The organism is Brevibacillus sp. Leaf182, from assembly GCF_001423865.2.
Lineage (GTDB): Bacteria > Bacillota > Bacilli > Brevibacillales > Brevibacillaceae > Brevibacillus > Brevibacillus brevis_C.
In genome coordinates this window covers 79452-95867 of record NZ_LMPN02000014.1, presented here as the reverse complement: position 1 = coordinate 95867, position 16416 = coordinate 79452, and the positions used below count along the sequence as shown (strand labels likewise).

The 16416-nt window shown below is 50.5% G+C and carries 15 protein-coding genes; 5 read left to right on the top strand and 10 right to left on the bottom strand.

Annotated elements, in window-relative coordinates; translation table 11 throughout:
* The first annotated feature begins 99 nt into the window (after nt 1-99).
* The 5 genes from ASG16_RS02535 to ASG16_RS02515 all read left to right on the top strand — a co-directional run bounded on the left by ASG16_RS02535 (nt 100) and on the right by ASG16_RS02515 (nt 5194).
* The gene (locus ASG16_RS02535; protein ID WP_241970677.1) at nt 100-690 is read left to right on the top strand and encodes a TetR/AcrR family transcriptional regulator; all 591 of its coding nucleotides are present in this window, start codon (nt 100-102) and stop codon (nt 688-690) included.
* A gap of 74 nt (nt 691-764) precedes the next feature.
* On the top strand, nt 765-2144 hold the full coding sequence (locus ASG16_RS02530) for an MFS transporter (protein WP_056488722.1): 1380 nt from the start codon (nt 765-767) through the stop codon (nt 2142-2144).
* Between the two features lie 71 nt (nt 2145-2215).
* Complete coding sequence (pdxR, locus tag ASG16_RS02525; RefSeq protein ID WP_056488723.1) at nt 2216-3601, top strand: MocR-like pyridoxine biosynthesis transcription factor PdxR; 1386 nt, start codon at nt 2216-2218, stop codon at nt 3599-3601.
* 103 nt (nt 3602-3704) lie between these two features.
* Nucleotides 3705-4478, top strand: a complete 774-nt coding sequence (locus ASG16_RS02520) for an HAD-IIB family hydrolase (RefSeq protein ID WP_056488724.1) — start codon at nt 3705-3707, stop codon at nt 4476-4478.
* Nucleotides 4479-4498: 20 nt separating this feature from the next.
* Nucleotides 4499-5194 (top strand): M24 family metallopeptidase, encoded by a 696-nt coding sequence (locus tag ASG16_RS02515; protein WP_082517194.1) that lies wholly within the window; start codon nt 4499-4501, stop codon nt 5192-5194.
* Between the two features lie 66 nt (nt 5195-5260).
* On the opposite strand, the gene ASG16_RS02510 is transcribed toward ASG16_RS02515, so the two are convergent.
* The 10 genes from ASG16_RS02510 to ASG16_RS02465 form a co-directional block, all read right to left on the bottom strand.
* Nucleotides 5261-6076 carry an ABC transporter permease gene (locus tag ASG16_RS02510; protein WP_056488725.1) on the bottom strand — a complete coding sequence of 272 codons (816 nt, stop codon included), beginning with the start codon at nt 6074-6076 and terminating at the stop codon, nt 5261-5263.
* Complete coding sequence (locus ASG16_RS02505) at nt 6073-7059, bottom strand: ABC transporter ATP-binding protein (RefSeq protein WP_056488726.1); 987 nt, start codon at nt 7057-7059, stop codon at nt 6073-6075. Before ASG16_RS02505 ends, ASG16_RS02510 begins: the two co-directional genes overlap by 4 nt.
* A 21-nt stretch (nt 7060-7080) precedes the next feature.
* Nucleotides 7081-7890 carry an ABC transporter permease gene (locus ASG16_RS02500; RefSeq protein ID WP_056488729.1) on the bottom strand — a complete coding sequence of 270 codons (810 nt, stop codon included), beginning with the start codon at nt 7888-7890 and terminating at the stop codon, nt 7081-7083.
* A 1-nt stretch (nt 7891) separates the two neighbouring features.
* The gene (locus ASG16_RS02495; protein ID WP_056488732.1) at nt 7892-8989 is read right to left on the bottom strand and encodes an ArsR/SmtB family transcription factor; all 1098 of its coding nucleotides are present in this window, start codon (nt 8987-8989) and stop codon (nt 7892-7894) included.
* Nucleotides 8990-9141: 152 nt separating this feature from the next.
* Nucleotides 9142-10470, bottom strand: coding sequence for a DUF4129 domain-containing protein (locus tag ASG16_RS02490; RefSeq protein WP_056488735.1), 1329 nt, complete (start codon nt 10468-10470; stop codon nt 9142-9144).
* A complete protein-coding gene (locus ASG16_RS02485) occupies nt 10467-11519 on the bottom strand; it encodes a DUF58 domain-containing protein (protein ID WP_241970676.1) in 1053 nt (350 codons plus the stop codon). The genes ASG16_RS02490 and ASG16_RS02485 overlap by 4 nt, the downstream gene beginning before the upstream one ends.
* Nucleotides 11520-11661: 142 nt before the next feature.
* Complete coding sequence (locus ASG16_RS02480) at nt 11662-12600, bottom strand: AAA family ATPase (RefSeq protein WP_056488740.1); 939 nt, start codon at nt 12598-12600, stop codon at nt 11662-11664.
* A gap of 48 nt (nt 12601-12648) precedes the next feature.
* On the bottom strand, nt 12649-13875 hold the full coding sequence (locus ASG16_RS02475; RefSeq protein WP_056488742.1) for an MFS transporter: 1227 nt from the start codon (nt 13873-13875) through the stop codon (nt 12649-12651).
* A complete protein-coding gene (locus ASG16_RS02470) occupies nt 13872-14921 on the bottom strand; it encodes an ArsR/SmtB family transcription factor (protein ID WP_056488743.1) in 1050 nt (349 codons plus the stop codon). The genes ASG16_RS02475 and ASG16_RS02470 overlap by 4 nt, the downstream gene beginning before the upstream one ends.
* A 153-nt stretch (nt 14922-15074) precedes the next feature.
* Entirely contained in the window at nt 15075-16379 is a 1305-nt protein-coding gene (locus ASG16_RS02465; RefSeq protein WP_056488744.1) for a homocysteine synthase, read from the bottom strand.
* Nucleotides 16380-16416: the final 37 nt, after the last annotated feature.

Sequence of the window (16416 nt, the reverse complement as noted above, 5' to 3'; positions counted from 1 at the left end):
AGAGCCTTTTTTACTTTGAGCTCCTTGACACTTTATGGCAGTAGATTTAAGATAAATGTCAGTCAGTACTGACAATCACTTCCGGGAATGAGGATAGCAATGAGCAGCAGCAAAAGTCTTACAAGCAGCGAAAAACTGATGATAGCCGCAATCGATCTCATCGCGGAAAGAGGATACAACGGCGTAACCACGCAAGAAATTGCCACTGCAGCAGGATTGAGCGAGAAGACGTTGTTTCGTCACTTCGGCAGCAAGCGGAATTTGCTGGAGAGCGCCTTTGACCGTTTTCATTACACGGAAGGACTGACAAAGCTTTTCGCGGAGAAGCTTACCTGGAATTTGCGCGAGGATTTGCTTTTAATCAGCCGAACGTATCACGAAATGATGAACCGCAATCGGAAAATGATCTTGATTAGCATTAAGGATGAGGCCCATTTGCCCGGCTTCCGCGAGCGAACCCAAAAGCACCCGCGACAGTTGATGGTACTTTTTACAGATTACTTCAAAGAGATGGGCAAAAAGGGCAAGATGATCCAAACGAACCCGGAGGCACAGGCGACTGCCTTTATGGTTATGAATTTCGGGGCGTTTTTGAACGATCTGGATGGCACTAGCAATTTTTCAGGGGTATCTCTGGAGGCATTTATCGAAGAGAGTGTAGAGGTTTTCGCTAGGGGTTTGACTCCCTAGTTTTTTTATCACTCATATGTCAGTCAGTACTGACAGTCAAAGCGTGAATATCAAAGTGAAGGGGAAGATACGGCATGGAAGCGACAAAAACGCAGCAAAACAGGGACATATTAATTCGAATCTTGATGTTTACCTTGGTCATATCCTCCATGAGTGCCTTGGTGTTTAACATTGCACTTCCCGAAATTAGCAAGGAGTTTGGTTTGAGCATAGCGCAGGTGAGCTGGCTATCGACCGCATATGGATTGTTGTACGCGATTGGAACCGTGACGTATGGCAAGCTGGCGGATCGATACAAGCTCAAGAATTTGCTGACGTTCGGACTCTTGGTGTTTACGGCTGGTTCGTTTTTCGGTTTGGTCTCCGATTCCTTTGCGATGGCTCTATTCGGGAGATGCTTGCAGGCAGTAGGGGCGGCTGTCATTCCGGCTACTGCAATGCTCATTCCTTTGCGATACTTCCCGCCGGAGCGCAGGGGTTCTGTTTTAGGAAGAACGGCAGTAGGATTGGCTCTTGGCGGTGCACTCGGTCCTGTGGTCGCGGCGTTAATCGTCAGCTTTGCCCATTGGCGCTGGCTGTTTTCCATACCGCTCCTGATCTTGCTTACGCTGCCGTTCTACCGTAAATATTTGGAGGATGTGGAGATCGCGTCTGGTGGGAAGTTTGATTGGGTGGGCGGCTTTTTACTTGCGATCAGCGTGACGTCACTGCTTTTGGGAGTAACGAATGGATCGTGGTGGTATGCATTGGGCAGTTTGGTTACTTTGCTCCTGTTCGTCGTACGTATTCGTTCAGTAGCTGATCCGTTTGTACAGCCGAAGGTTTTTGCCAACAAGCAGTATACAATCGGGATTCTGATGGCATTTCTCATAAATGGAATGGGGATATCGCTTTATTATCTCAGTCCGCTGCTCTTGGCTCAGGTGCAGCAGCTATCGACGAGCTGGATCGGTTTTGTGATGGTTCCAGCGGCCATCGCTTCGGCATTGCTTGGCCGTGTGGGAGGAAGGCTCGCGGACAGGCGGGGGAATGTTTTTCTGTATTTCGTTGCGTCTAGCTTACTGATTGGCTGCTTTGGCTTGCTGTCTACTTTTACAAGCGCCTCGGTTATAGGCATTGCGCTTTTCTTGATCCTAGGCAATGTAGGGCAGTCTTTTATGCAAATCTCGATGGCGAACTCGATCTCGAGGACGTTGACGAAGGAGCAGGCGGGAGTAGGCATGGGAATCTTTTCGATGCTGAGCTTCATTTCCATGGGGATCGCGTCTGCGGTATACAGCAAGGTGATCGATCTTGGCGCGACTTCCAATTGGAACCCGGTGAATCCTTATATGAGCGGCTTTATTTACAGCAATATTTATTTGATAATGGCCCTGATGCACGTGTGTCTTATCGTCTTCTACTACTTTCAGTTCGGTAGGGCTAAAAGACATAGCCTTCTGGCGGATAGCTGATCTTTTGTTCATTCAGGCTTAAATACTTTATGTGATAGACTAAAGCAAAAAAGGAAGGGGGTTCCTGCTCGGTGCGAGAACTTGCTGCCATTCGTTTTACAGAGGGAGAGCCATTGTTCATCCAAATCTATCATTTTATCAAAGACGAAATATTGCGTAACCAAATCGCGTATGAAGAGTTTCTACCCTCGATCAGAAGCTGTGCCCAGTCGCTTGCTGTCAGCAAAAACACGGTAGAAGTTGCGTATCAGCTACTGGTATCGGAAGGATACGTCACTAGCATTCCGAAAAAAGGGTATCAAGTGACGTACAAGGCAGAACCTCCTTTCGGGCAGCATGTAACAGAACGAGATGACCCTCGTATATCGCCGATTCGCTATGATTTTCGCTACGGCAACATCGAGCTGGGGGTATTCCCCTTTCATCCGTGGAATAAGCTGCGCAACAAGCTCATTTCCAACCATCAGCGAACGTATATGGTGGAGGGGCTGGCACAGGGCGAATACGCCTTGCGAAAAGAACTCTCGAAATTGCTGCATGAAACGAGAGGAGTCCTCGCTACGCCGGAGCAGATCATTATTGGAGCCACCCCGCAACAGTTGGTGTCGATTGTCGTCCAGCTTCTGGACAGAGAGAAGCATGTGATTGGCGTAGAAAATCCGGGCTATGATGGTGCGAGAAATACGTTTCTCAACGGTGGCTACCGGGTACACGGTATTTCTTTGGACACAGACGGTGTATCCATCGAAGAGCTGAGACAAAGCGGGGCAAACATCATGTACGTGAGTCCTTCCCAGCAATTCATCAACAAAATGACGATGCCTTTGGAGAAAAGAAAGCAATTGACCCTATGGGCGCAATCTATCGCGCATTCTTATTTGGTGGAGGATGATTACGAATGGGAGTTTAAATATCAAGAGAGCTACATTCCTTCGATCCAGAGTCTGTCTCCCCAAAAAGTTGTTTACATTGGGCGACTTTCCAAAGCATTGCTGCCGCTCGTAAACGTCAGCTACGTTGTCCTTCCTTACGAGCTGTTATCGCGTTTTCACCAGCGGGTACCTGAATACGATCAGCCTGTTTCCCGCCTGGACCAATTGACGCTAGCGGCGTATTTGTCCGATGGCTATTGGCATAGACACTTGCAGCACATGCGAAAAAACTACGTGGAAAAGCGAGAGGTGTTTCTTCAGGCAGTCGCTCGCTACATGGACGGACGTGTGGAAATAGAAGGCAAGGATACGGGGCTGCATGTATTTTTGACCGTAAAAAGTCAGTGTACAGAAGCGGAACTCATGGAGCGTGCCTATCAAAAAGGCGTAAAAGTCTACGGAACTGCCCGATACTGGCTGCATGATACACGGGAGCATCCGACGGTATTGCTAGGGTACGGAGCATTGACCCCCGAAGATATTCAGGAGGGCATTGGCTCGTTGGCCAGCGCCTGGTTCGAGTAACAGAGCAGCTTTCTGTCCCACTCATCTTGAACAATCTGTCCCTTTGGCCTCGGACGGCTATCCATTACGATGGATGGGACAGCGATTAGAAAGGGTGGGAAAAATGAAATTTATTTTTGATCTGGACGGGACGATCTGCTTCAAGGGTCAACCGATCTCTACAAACATTTTGGATAGCCTGCTTGCACTCGAACAGGCGGGACATGCCGTAGGTTTTGCCTCCGCAAGACCGTGCCGTGACATGCTGCCTGTCCTCGATGAGCGGTTTGCCAACCATCTCCTCATTGGCGCGAATGGAGCGATTACACATTACCAAGGGAGCTTGCAGGGCAGCGTGCCGATCCCGGATCGTCTGGCGCAAGAAATCATCAGCATTCTTGAGGATTTTCGCGCGCAGTATTTCATCGATGACTCGTGGAATTACGCACATAATTGTGTGTCGACGCATCCTTTTTTGAGCAATATCGATCCCAATCGGACAGCCAGCCGCGTGGACGTGGATCAACTGAATGCCGTGCTGAAAATCCTGATTTTATCGTGTGACCGTCACGAAGAATTGATGACGAGAATCAAGGAACTAGACGTTACGCTGCATTATCATTCCGCAGAAGGCATTCTCGACCTCACGTATCGGGGAGTGAATAAATGGGCTGCCCTGAATCGTTTCGATGTGGCAGGGGAGCCGTTCATTTGCTTTGGCAATGACATGAATGATTTGCCGCTGTTTGAAAAAGCGCATCATTCCGTATTGATTGGCGAGTATGAGCCGCTTCTTCCACTGGCAAAGGAAAAAATTACGATGGATGATCAAGTGGAGCAATCCATTGTCGCAAAATTGCGAGAGCTAGGAGAGAAGTATGAGTTAGCTCTTCCGTAAACGGAAAAGGAGGCCATCAAATGATGAATCCATTATTGGAGAAGAGACATCAGGCACTGCGCGAAGCAGAGACCAAAGCAGAGTTTTTATTTGCCACCATCGAAGAGAAGGGAATCATTCGCAGCGGTGTGACGGAAAAAGAGATCAACAAGGAGATTTACGAGCTGGCCTTTCAATTGTTCGGGATCAAAAAATATTGGCATAAGCGAATTGTGCGAGCGGGCAGAAACACGCTGTATCCGTACAGAGAAAACCCACCGAATTTGACTGTCTCCCCTGAAGATATTGTCTTTCTCGATTTCGGGCCCATTTTTGAGGACTGGGAAGCTGATCTTGGTCGGACGTATGTGCTTGGAAATGATCCGGTAAAACAAAAGCTGCGCGACGATATTGAAAAAGCGTGGGACGTGGGCAAGACTTACTTTTTGTCCAAGCCGGATATTACGAGCAGCGAGCTGTTTGCCTACATGTGCGAGCTCGGAAAAGCATATGGTTGGGAGTACGGCGGTCCACACGCAGGACATCTCATCGGCGAATTCCCGCATGAAAAAATTCAAGGAGATGATATCGATAACTACATTCACCCAGACAACCACAAGCCAATGAGAGAACCAGATCAGCACGGTCAGCCGCGCGATTGGATCTTGGAGGTTCATTTTATTGATCGGGAACGGGAAATCGGGGGATTTGTGGAGAAGTTGTTGACGGTGGAGTAAGAGGAATAAAAAAACGCCTTTTCCAATCAGGAAAGGGCGTGTAATATGTAACTCTCCTTTGTCTAACTAATACATCACCATGTTCCCGGTCTTTTTCATATGCTTCTCCGCTTGCTTCAACAGCACGACGGTCGCTGTCACGAGCACCAGCAGAACAGCGGCGAGAAGTCCCATACTCGGCAGCATTGTTTGCAACGACGCTCCCTCCATCAGCAGCTCGCGAATCAACTGAAGGGCGTAGGTCAGGGGAAAGCAAAAGGAAATGACCTTGGCCCAAACTGGAAAGGCCATCGGGGGCAGACGGACACCGGAAAAGATCAGCATCGGTTCATCCAGCACGGTGTAGAGAAAGCTCGAATCGCGTGAAAACAGAAAGAGCACACAGAGAAAGCCGCCCCAGACGATGGCCGATACCAGCAAAATGAGGAAGGCGAGTGGAGGCGCCCACCAGCCGCTCAATTGAATGCCATCGACAAAAAACAAGGCTAACAGGACAAAGCAAAAGAACAGCCAGACCCCTTCGATCAGCGAGGAAAGCGAGCGCCCATACAGAAAAGCGAACCGGTTGACCGGGCTGATGAAGATCATTTCCATGGTTCCTGCTTGCCGTTCAAAGCTCATTTGCCAGGATGACTGCACCAGGCACCAATAAAAGATGTAACCTAAATAGCCAGTCAACAGGAACAGCGGCAACTGCTCGTAGCTAATAAACCGGGCAAGTGGGGAATCAGCTCCCATCCGAAATGGGGCAAATGAATAATACGCGGTCACGAAATTGATGATGGGCCAGACCAAGAGCGAGAAGTAGATCATTTTGCTGTGAAACGAATGGCGATGCTCCTTGATGATTTCGGCCAAAAGCAGACTGCCTAGCTGTTTCATGCCCCCCTCCGATCTGCCATGTGCAGGATGACATCCTCCAGTGATGGCTGTTGGGTAGAGAGGCGCAAGACAGGGGATTGATGAGCAGCCAAGAGGGAAAGCAGCGGAGTCGTCATATCCGTTTTTCCTCGTAACGTCACTTCCCAGGTTTGCTCGTCTGTTTCTGCGATTTCACGCGAGCCGCCGTAATCTTGAGCTAGCTGGCGCAGATCGTAATCGAGCGAGTCGGAAAGTGAGGGGATCACTACCTGCAAGGCAGTATCCAGGTGGAGCGATTTGGTCAGGTGCTCCGGTGTATCATGCGCCACGAGCCTTCCTTTATCGATGATGTATACCTCGTCGCAAAGCTCTTCTACCTCATGAATGTAGTGGCTGGTCAACAGAATGGCTTTTCCATGCTGAGAAGCGAGCTCACTCACATGCTTGCGAAGCTGCCGGGAGATGGGGGCGTCCAAGCCGAGAGTCGGTTCATCCAGGAACAGGTAACGCGGATCGTTGATCAGGCCGCGGGCGATTTGTAGTCGTTGCTTCATGCCCTTGGAATAACGCTCGACGGGAGTGTTGGCGGCCTCATACAGGCCAACCTGCAAGAGCAATGAATCGATCCGATGGCGCAAGGCCTGCCCTTGCAAACCGTACAGACTGCCGAAATATTGCAGGTTTTCCCGCCCTGTCAGCCGCCAGTACAGCATGCGCTCGCCCCCTGCGATCATGTTGACCTTGGCCTTGACGAACCGATCGTCCTTAACCGCGTCATATCCGTCTACCGTAATCGTGCCGCTGGTCGGGGTGAGCAGTGTGGAGCACATCTTGATTGTGGTTGTTTTTCCTGCGCCATTAATGCCTAACAATCCAATGATTTTTCCGGGTACCATGCGAAAGGACAGATCAGCAACTGCCTCGACCTCTGTCCATTGCTGGCGAAACCAGCCTTTTTTCTCCTTCACCCGGTATACCTTCCGTACATTTTCTGCAATCAGCATGATTGTTGACCTCCTCATTCGTTATCCAAAAATCGATTCCATGACGCGTTTTTCCATCCGACGTATGCCCCACACCCCAATGACGAGATAGACGAAGGACAAGGCTGCCATATGAAAAAGCTGTGGGGAAACAGCATGCAGCGGCGCTCCTTGAATCACGCATTGCCGAAATGCATCCAGCGCAGGTGCGAGCGGCATGATGAGACCGAGTGGTTGCACCCATTCAGGCAAATACGGAATCGGAAACGTCACCCCGCTGACAAAGGCCATCACAGCAAACAGCGTGTTTTGTGTGATGTACGTATCGCGGAACCAAAGCATGAGACTGCCCAAAACGAGCGCCTGGCAAAAGAACGCTCCTGTAGACAATATCCAGACAAGGACGGCGCTCCATACGTTCGTGTGCGAGAGCGTGAGTCCGAACAACGCCCCTACAAGAACAATCACGGAAAATTCGAACAAAGTACGCATGAGCTGTTGGGCGACATTCCCCAAAAAGTACCCCCTGCGCAAGGAAGGGGTGAGCAAAACGGCCTCCAAGGTCCCTTCCCGCAGCTCTGTAATGAGTGAGCGGCTGACATTCATCAAGGTAGAGACGGCAAACGCGTAAAAAGCTCCGCCGAGGATGGCGTACGACAAGTAATCGGACGAGCCGGTGAGATGTGCGAAATTATCGTCCAACTGCCCGGCAAATACATAGTGATAGGCGAAGAAGGCGAACAGCACCGTATACACCCCGGAAAAAATGTGGCCGATGACAAACGACCACGGATAGGCACGAATCATTACGCGGGTATTCCGGATAAAGGTAGCTTTGGCGACATGAAACACGTTATTTCCTCCGTTCTGGGAGATGTAATGAAGCAGGTGGAGAGGCAACTCCGGGAACAGGCATGTCGATGAACTCATGCAGATCGACGGCGAGCTGTTCCAGCCGTGATGCAATGGCGCGGTAAAACACATATCGTCCCCGTCGTTCACTCCAGATAAAGCCTGTGTCTACCAACAGATTCAAGTGCTTGTTGACGGCAGGCTCACTAATGTTGTGCAGGTCAGCCAACTGCTGCGTGCAGTAAGGATGAGCCAATAACGATTTGAGAATGGCTGTCCGCGTCGGGTCACTGAACACCTTCATTTTGCTGATGAAGTCAGCGGGAATCACCGAGGTGGCTTTGGTGCCGGGAACGTCTACGGATAAGCACACAGAGATATGGTCGTCGTAAATGCCGAGCAACAAATGCGGCGCAACAAAAGTAGAGACACGCAAATGGATACGCGCTAGCTCCGAATAGTCAAATGTGTACGTTTTTGCTTTATGAAATTGCAAGAAGTCTTCGTGCACCTTCAAGCGCGGGTGTACCTGTGACAAAAACGGAATCGGATCAAGCTTGATCTGCTCTTGTGCCTCATGTACGGCGCGGACGAGCCACGGTTCAATCCGCCGTTCTTCTGTCTGGAAAAAAGGCAGGTAGTCGTAGCAAAACTCCAGAAAACTGCGCTTGGTCGAGAGTGGATGGCGCAAAAGCTCCCGATGCTCCGGTTTCAGCTCATCAAAAATCTCGTCTGTACGTCCTTGCATCCAAGCATGAAGTTGTCTGGGATGATAGACGGGACCGATCATGAGCTGGGCAAACTCGCCTGCATCCATCGCCTGTACACGCTCCAATGCGGCCTCAACCGAATGCTCAAAGCACTCCTCCCAAGGTGCTAAGAAGTCCATGGCATCGAGAAACTGATTGGACATGGAGCTAAAATAGTGAAGCTTTTTCAAGAGCGGTGCAGGTAAAGCAGTGAGCAACTCCTCCGCCCAATGCAAGCGGGAGGTGTGATGCTCCGGCTTGGCAAGTACATGGAGACTTAAGAAAAACTCATAGCCGGGTATGTATGCGATATGAAGATGCTTACGCAGCCAGTCAGGCAAATCTTGCACGGAGCATCCTCCTTTCTTGTTTAATTAACCATTTGGTGAATTCAATTTGAGAGTTGGCAAAATTGAAGAAATTATGCCGGAGGGGCAACTCGATGTCAAGAGAAAAAGAAAACAACCACGGCTAACGGGTAGCACGTGGTTGTGGAGCGGTATTACATCTCAGAGAAACGAGAGCCGAGCGTCTGCACAGCTTGCTGCATCGCTGTCAAATCCGCTTCGGGAAGCGACTTTTCCTGATAGCGATATTGCTGATAGTAACGTGTGATGCGAGCGACTGCATCTAGCTGAGCTGCATCTAGCAAGGACTGTTCGCGCAGGCGATTGAAAAACTCTTGGGGAGTCTCATGCAGCTCGATTGGCATTCCTTGCTTCTCCATGAGGACGAGGAATTGATAGTAGGCGTACCTGGTTGGATCATCCTCTGGGCCAACGGGCTGTTTGAACCATTTAGCAGAGCCATCTTCTACGCTTTCTTTACTGGAAGAGGGAGGAACAGTGGTCAATACGGTATTTTGTGCAGCCGCCACTTCTTTTTCCAGCGTAATCGTCCCCTTGAAGCGCTTTTTCCATATGTATCGGCCGAGCAGGATCACACAGACAAGGATGAAGGCAATGATTAAGTAGGGCTGCAGAACAGAAAAGAGTGATTCTCCGAGCTGTATCTGAACCACGGGATTATCTTCTCTTGGCCCCGCACTTTCCATGAGAACCTGTATGTTTGCCTGTTTTTGGTTTGCCCTCTCGTACAACCGTTCAAACAATTCCACAATGAAAATAAGCACAGGCTCAAAGAGCGTATACAGTCCAGCGCTGACAGGTCCTTTTAGCCAACTCCATATCCAATAGATGAGACTAAGTACGATAGAACCGACAGCCAAATAACCCCCGATCAAAAGAAAACGAGTGCCCAGCACTTGACTGCCGAGTAGCAAGCTAATGCGAGCAGGCAGCCTCGTAGAAAGTGATCCTTCCCGCAGCACGAACGCCACAATCGCCACAAAAATATAGCTGAGAGTAATGAGGACGAGTATGGAAAAAGAGGCTGCGAGCGAATAGGAACCCGGGTCAACGATGGAGGTGTAAAGCACTGCTAACACGAGCTGTATCAGACCCGCCATCAGCGCCAGAACAAATCTGCGTTGCAGACTGTCATGTCGATACCCTTCCGACGCAGCACTTTGTACTCTCCAGAAATAAACAGCAGCCAATATAAGCGCGATGAGCCAGGAATCGTAGAGATAGAAGCTACCCATTCCTATGACAAACACAAGGGGGTACAGCAACAGATGGAGCATAAAGCGACCGCCGCCACTATGGTACAGCCAGCTCCCCGCAATGAGCAGGATCGCTGCCACTAGGCAAAACCAGAGCAGTTGACTAAAGCCTGCTGTCATATACCCAAACAAGATCAGGAAAACGCCCGTCAGCATGGCCTCAAGCCAAAATGCGAGCGTCCAGCGCCCCATCAAGGAGAGTGTCATCCCATCATCACGCTCCTTTTTTTCAAGCGAGCATGCTCAAAACGCTGGATGGTGACAGGGTCAGAAGAAACATCCAGCACCGCAACCTGATGACCGCGTTGAACAAGGCGCTCCGCCGAGGCTTGTACAGATGGGTCCATTCGTGGTGTCACAATGAGAATGGCTTCCTTCCCAGGTGCCCCCTCTAATCGGCGAAGAACAGGCGCCAGTGGCGTTGTCACAAAATGATGGATTTGCGCCAGTTGAGTCATGACGTGCAGATGGTGCGCCTTGCCACTTCCTGTAGGCAAATGAAAATGTTCGCGTCCTCGTTGTTTCACAGTGAGGTACAGCTCGTATCCGACCGATTTTCTCCTGCACAGGCCAGCCAAAGCCGCAAGACACGAGATCGTCCGTTCATTGGAGGTGTCGTTATACTTTTGCATCATCGGTTCATAGGAGGGCAGGATATGCCCGACGATTCGCCAGTTCGGATGGGCTGTATACTCGAAAAGACGCGTCTCCAGTGAGCCTGTTTTGGCGGTCGCCTTCCAATGGATATGCTTGAAACGGTCGCCTGGCATGTACGACCGAACGCCACGCTGAAACGTGACATCGTCCTGCTGGCGCTGACGAGATAGCCGATTCCCGTCCGGTTCCGTTTCAGCGAGCACGACGGGAGAAAGAGCAAGAGGCAGCGGATAGACCAGCAAGGAAAAGGAAATCGACAATGTCAAAGCGGCAGGCTCCTCGCCCAATAAGGGCAATGTCTCGGATTGAACATCCGTCAGCCAGACTGTGCCTCGTTTGTTCGGGATGAGAATTAAGGTGCGTGTGGCACTTTGTCGCATCGGCAGATCAAACCGCAGGCGAACGCTGGTCCGATGATTGAGGATTCGTACCTCGTCTGCGCCTTCCACCGAGACATGCTCCGGCAGTGTGAATCGAAGCCAAGTAGCAGGCAAAGGCAGCCACGAACGATTGTGCAAACGAACTGTAACGTGCACGGGTGTCCCTGACAGGACGCGCGTTTGATCACTGGACCATTCGAGTGACACCCATTTGGACATGGATTTGACCCACCAGTCTTGAGCGGCGGGAAGAAAAAAGAAAAAGCCCCCAAACAGAAAGAAAAACCAGTGACCGGAAAAAACCGCGAAGAGTAGCAAGACAAAACCGATTATGTGAAAGGTTTGCTTGGTGATCATAGCGCTACACGCTTTCTTCGACGGGAGCGGGGACGCTGGTCAAGATTTGCTCCACGACTTCCTGCTCTGTCACATGCAGCTCTGCTTCCATGGAGAGGCGGATGCGGTGAACTGCCAGACTTGGGAACACCACTTTCACATCATCCGGCAAGACATAAGTACGACCAGAAACGAACGCGTAAGCCTGGGCCGATCGCAACAGGGCGAGCATGGCGCGCGGACTGATGCCCACCTCAACCGAGCGATGCTGGCGAGTCGCTTCCGTCAGATCGATGACATAGTCTTCCACCGGTTGACTGACATGAACGGTCGTGACCTCGCGTTGCAGAGCCGCAATTTGCTCGACGGTGATGACCGGATCGACGGCCTCTAATGGGGAGCTGCTGCGGAATCTTCGCAAAATTTCTTTGGCATCCTCTCGCGTACCGTAGCCAAGAGACAGCTTGAAAAGAAAGCGGTCCAACTGTGCTTCCGGCAGCGGATAGGTTCCTTCCGATTCAATCGGATTTTGGGTGGCAATGACCAACATCGTCGATGGGAGTGGCAAGGTGACGCCTTCGATGGTAACCTGTCGTTCCTCCATGCATTCCAGCAAACCGGATTGAGTCCTGGGAGTGGCCCGGTTTATTTCATCTGCGAGCAAGACATCCGCAAAAACAGGTCCCTTGCGTAGTTCGAATTCACTTGTTCGTTGATTGAATACGTGTAGACCGACGACATCAGATGGCAGTAGATCCGCAGTAAATTGAAGGCGGTTGTAAGAGCCGCCAATCGCTTGCGCCAATGTTTTGGCAAGCACGGTTTTTCCCATTCCGGGCAAATCCTCCAGCAATACGTGACCACGGGCGAGCAAGGCCGTTACCAATAGGCGGACCTGACTTTCTTTGCCCACGATGACGCTGCTGATAGCATGCTGAAGCTTATCCAATGTCGGATGAGTCATGAAAATTCTCCTTTTCCCATTCAAAATTTAGGAGTCTTACGATTTTTATTATATATGGAATATCCTGTTAGTTACAAATTTTCGAAATAATATTCCCGTCAGCGCGGAGAGCACGATGAGGGCACCGACAGAGATGTAAAGGGGGCGAATCCCTACCTGATCGCTCAACTGTCCACCAAGCCAAATACCGACGGGCATCGTCGCACGCACGATGAGCAGTCGGACAGACAATACACGCCCCATTAGCTCGGAAGGAACGTGAAGCTGATACAGGCTTGTGCTATGTACCTGGAAAAAGGGGGCAAACAGACCAGCCAGTAGTTCGATGGTGATTGCAAGCCAGAGGTCATGGGTAAAGCCTAGGGCAACAAAGCTTAGGCCACCTAATACCAGTGATCCCAACATAATCAGGGGCTGTCCAAGGCTGCTATGTAAGCGTGGCACGAGCAAGGAGCCGAAGAAATAGCCCAACGGATAACCAGCCAAAAACAAGCCTACATGAAACGAGGTGCCTTGCAGCTCGCCGGCTATAAAAGGCAGGTTTAGTACGAGTGTGACTCCGACAGCAAATTGGACGAGAGCCGAGTACAGGCCAAGCCAGAGCAAAAGGGGCTTCTGCCAAAAAATCGCAAGACCAGCCTTAAACATAACGAACCACGATTGCTTCTTGTTGGCGGTATCCGCTGGGGCGATTGGACAAAGAACCAGAAAGAGACCACTGAGTGCATAGCTGATCGCGACCAATGCGAGTACGGACTCACCGCCGATACTCGCCACGAGAATCCCAGCCAAAGGAGGACCTGTGATCAAGGCAACTCGCAGGACACTATCCAAATAAGCATTGGCCTGGAGGAGCTGCTCTCTTTTGACCAGAGCAGGGAGGAGCGACTGGCTGGCTGGCACATACAGCGGTTGAACGAGACCGTTGATCAAGGCTGTGAAATACAGTGGCCAGAGCGATTCTGTCCCGGAAGTAATGACCGCAAAGGACAAACAAAACGCAGCAGCTCGCATCCATTGAGAAAAAATCATGACACGCTTCTTGTCGAATCGGTCGATGTACGGTCCGGCTACCAACTGAATAGCGAGCGACGGCAAGAAATACAGCAGCCACATCTGTCCGACCGCACCTTGTGAGCCTGTTGCCTGATAGATTAACCAGCTATTGGCGAGGGTACCGAGTGAGGCGCCGAGTTCTGAAATGAGCTGACCGAAAAGAATCCAACGATAAGAACGCTGCTGCCAGACAGAGGCTTGGACCGCGGTTTGGTTCATGGGGTGCTCCTGTCTAGGAATTCATCCCACATCAGGGGAAGCTTGTCCAGGGTATGACGGCGGAGTCTGTAACGGGAGCCTGCTGTTTCAACGAGATGGGCAGACCGCAGCATGGACAGGTGATGGTGCACTGTCGATTTCGCCATGGAGAGTTGATCTGTTATCTCTTGCAGGCTCAGGTCCTTTTCCGCCAGCATTTTGACCATGCGCAGTCTGTGCTCATCTCCGAGTGCTTTTAAGGCTTGCACCAGTGAAGGTGGTGGCTGATTAGGATCTACAGCATCATGCAAATTTTCGTCGGCAACAGGGTAATAAAAAATTTTCGTCCCGACAGCATCGGCCTGTACGGTCCACGGGCGATAAATCGCTTGTGGAATCAGCAATACGCGTGTCACCGCAGGTTCTGGGAGGTAGCTCGATCCCGTCGCATACTCCACCAAGGCTTCCGGGTTGAGCTTTCCTAGTTTGCTTTGCTTTTGCGACCAATCCCGTTCTAGCATACGAACGATCTCTTCCTCACGCGGCTTGATATGCGTGGTATACCAGCCTTCCATCAATCGGAGAATATGACTCCGCAGCTCTTCTGCATCAACGGAAGTAATATGTCCGATATACGATTCAAAAAAGAGATGCGCACGACAAGCTTCCTGTAAAGCGGCGCATTCCTCCTTGTTTCCTTGTGCAGCCTTTCGCCGTGCTTCCTGCATATTTTCACCTAGATAAGGGAGGGCCTCGTATCGGAGCTGTTCTGTTGAGAGCTCTCTGACGTACGAGAGAAAGGAATCCAGATCAGCGAAAGGGCAAAGATCGAGCAGTTGCAAAAGTGTCTTCCATGTGTTGTGTTCCTTCGCATAGTCGACCTCTTGCTGTACAGAGGGTGATAGCTCGTCCAACAGTTGACGCCAGTAGGCAGGAGGGTGTTCCATCGTGTGATGCAATTGATCGTAGGTAGCGGCAGCGATTCCCAAGGCAGCTTCGAATAAAGGAGAATACGAGAGCTCAACCCGATAGGTCGTTCGTTCACTGCCAATGTTCAAAATCTTCATGTGATCATCCTTCCAAAATTTGTACATGATTATGTATTTTATAAATAACGAATGTGAAATTCAACATTTTTCGAATGGAAGTAGAAAAGGAAAAGAAGAATCACAAATCTCTATCCAAAGAGATCATGATTCTTCTTTCTTCAAAAAGTATGGTTAACCTACCGTAGATAATTGAAACGCACGCTGTAGTGCTTGCTCCAGATCAGAGAGGATATCGTCGATCGATTCTGTGCCGACTGAGAGGCGAATAAGTCCCGGGGTCACTCCGGCTGCTACCTGCTCTTCTTCTGTCATCTGCTGATGTGTTGTGCTGGCTGGATGAATGATGAGTGACTTGGAGTCCCCGACATTTGCGAGATGGGAGAACAGCTTCACTGATTCGATCAATGTTTTTCCTGCCTCAACGCCACCGCGAATTCCAAAGGTCAGGATCGCACCAGCACCTTTTGGTAAATACTTTTGTGCCAATTCATGCTGGGAGTCAGACTCCAGCCCCGGATAACTCACCCACTCCACGGCAGAGTGATTGGCGAGGAATTGGGCTACTGCCAAGGCGTTCTGGCTATGCCGCTCGATGCGCAGATGCAGGGTTTCTAATCCTTGCAGGAACAAGAAGGAATTGATTGGGGCGACAGCCGCTCCAATATCGCGCTGGAGCTGGACGCGTGCCTTGATAATATAGGCGAGTGGACCGACTGCCTCTGTATAGACAACACCATGGTAGCTTGGGTCTGGTGTAGTCAGACCTGGGAATTTTCCGTTGTTCCAGTCGAATTTTCCAGAGTCTACGATGATACCGCCTATTGCTGTTCCGTGTCCGCCGATGAATTTGGTAGTGGAGTGCACGACAATATCGGCCCCGTGCTCAAAAGGACGGCATAAAATTGGAGTCGCGAAGGTATTGTCCACGATCAAAGGAACACCATTTTCGTGGGCAATATGGGCGATGGCCTCGATATCAGCGACATCAATGCGCGGATTGCCGATCGTTTCGCAAAACACAGCTTTTGTCTTTTCATTGATATAGGCACGGAAATTTTCCGGATTGGATTGATCAGCAAAATGAACCTTGATACCGAGGCGGGGAAGCGTGTGGGCGAACAGATTGTAGGTACCGCCGTAGAGGCTGCTGGAAGCGACGATCTCGTCTCCTGCATGCGCAATATTTAAGATGGCGAATGTAATGGCAGCTTGCCCAGATGCAGTCGCGAGTGCACCAACTCCACCTTCGAGCAGGGCAACACGCTTCTCAAACACATCCTGGGTCGGATTCATGATACGTGTATAGATGTTCCCAAACTCTTTTAGGCCAAACAGATTGGCTGCATGCTCCGTATCGCGGAAAACATAGGAGGTCGTCTGATAGATCGGAACAGCACGTGAGCCTGTTACAGGGTCAACCTCCTGCCCACCGTGGACCGCAAGTGTTTCTGGCTTCCATTGTTGTTGATCGGACATGTCCATCTCTCCTTTTACTATGGGAAATCGGCTAATA

What these genes read in the sequence shown, in the direction of transcription:
- ASG16_RS02510 (WP_056488725.1), bottom strand. Translation starts at nt 6,076, where the DNA reads ATGAAACAGCTAGGCAGTCTGCTTTTGGCCGAAATCATCAAGGAGCAT.
- ASG16_RS02535 (WP_241970677.1), top strand. Translation starts at nt 100, where the DNA reads ATGAGCAGCAGCAAAAGTCTTACAAGCAGCGAAAAACTGATGATAGCC.
- ASG16_RS02505 (WP_056488726.1), bottom strand. Translation starts at nt 7,059, where the DNA reads ATGCTGATTGCAGAAAATGTACGGAAGGTATACCGGGTGAAGGAGAAA.
- ASG16_RS02470 (WP_056488743.1), bottom strand. Translation starts at nt 14,921, where the DNA reads ATGAAGATTTTGAACATTGGCAGTGAACGAACGACCTATCGGGTTGAG.
- ASG16_RS02480 (WP_056488740.1), bottom strand. Translation starts at nt 12,600, where the DNA reads ATGACTCATCCGACATTGGATAAGCTTCAGCATGCTATCAGCAGCGTC.
- ASG16_RS02465 (WP_056488744.1), bottom strand. Translation starts at nt 16,379, where the DNA reads ATGTCCGATCAACAACAATGGAAGCCAGAAACACTTGCGGTCCACGGT.
- ASG16_RS02530 (WP_056488722.1), top strand. Translation starts at nt 765, where the DNA reads ATGGAAGCGACAAAAACGCAGCAAAACAGGGACATATTAATTCGAATC.
- ASG16_RS02475 (WP_056488742.1), bottom strand. Translation starts at nt 13,875, where the DNA reads ATGAACCAAACCGCGGTCCAAGCCTCTGTCTGGCAGCAGCGTTCTTAT.
- ASG16_RS02515 (WP_082517194.1), top strand. Translation starts at nt 4,499, where the DNA reads ATGATGAATCCATTATTGGAGAAGAGACATCAGGCACTGCGCGAAGCA.
- ASG16_RS02490 (WP_056488735.1), bottom strand. Translation starts at nt 10,470, where the DNA reads ATGACACTCTCCTTGATGGGGCGCTGGACGCTCGCATTTTGGCTTGAG.
- ASG16_RS02485 (WP_241970676.1), bottom strand. Translation starts at nt 11,519, where the DNA reads ATGTCCAAATGGGTGTCACTCGAATGGTCCAGTGATCAAACGCGCGTC.
- ASG16_RS02520 (WP_056488724.1), top strand. Translation starts at nt 3,705, where the DNA reads ATGAAATTTATTTTTGATCTGGACGGGACGATCTGCTTCAAGGGTCAA.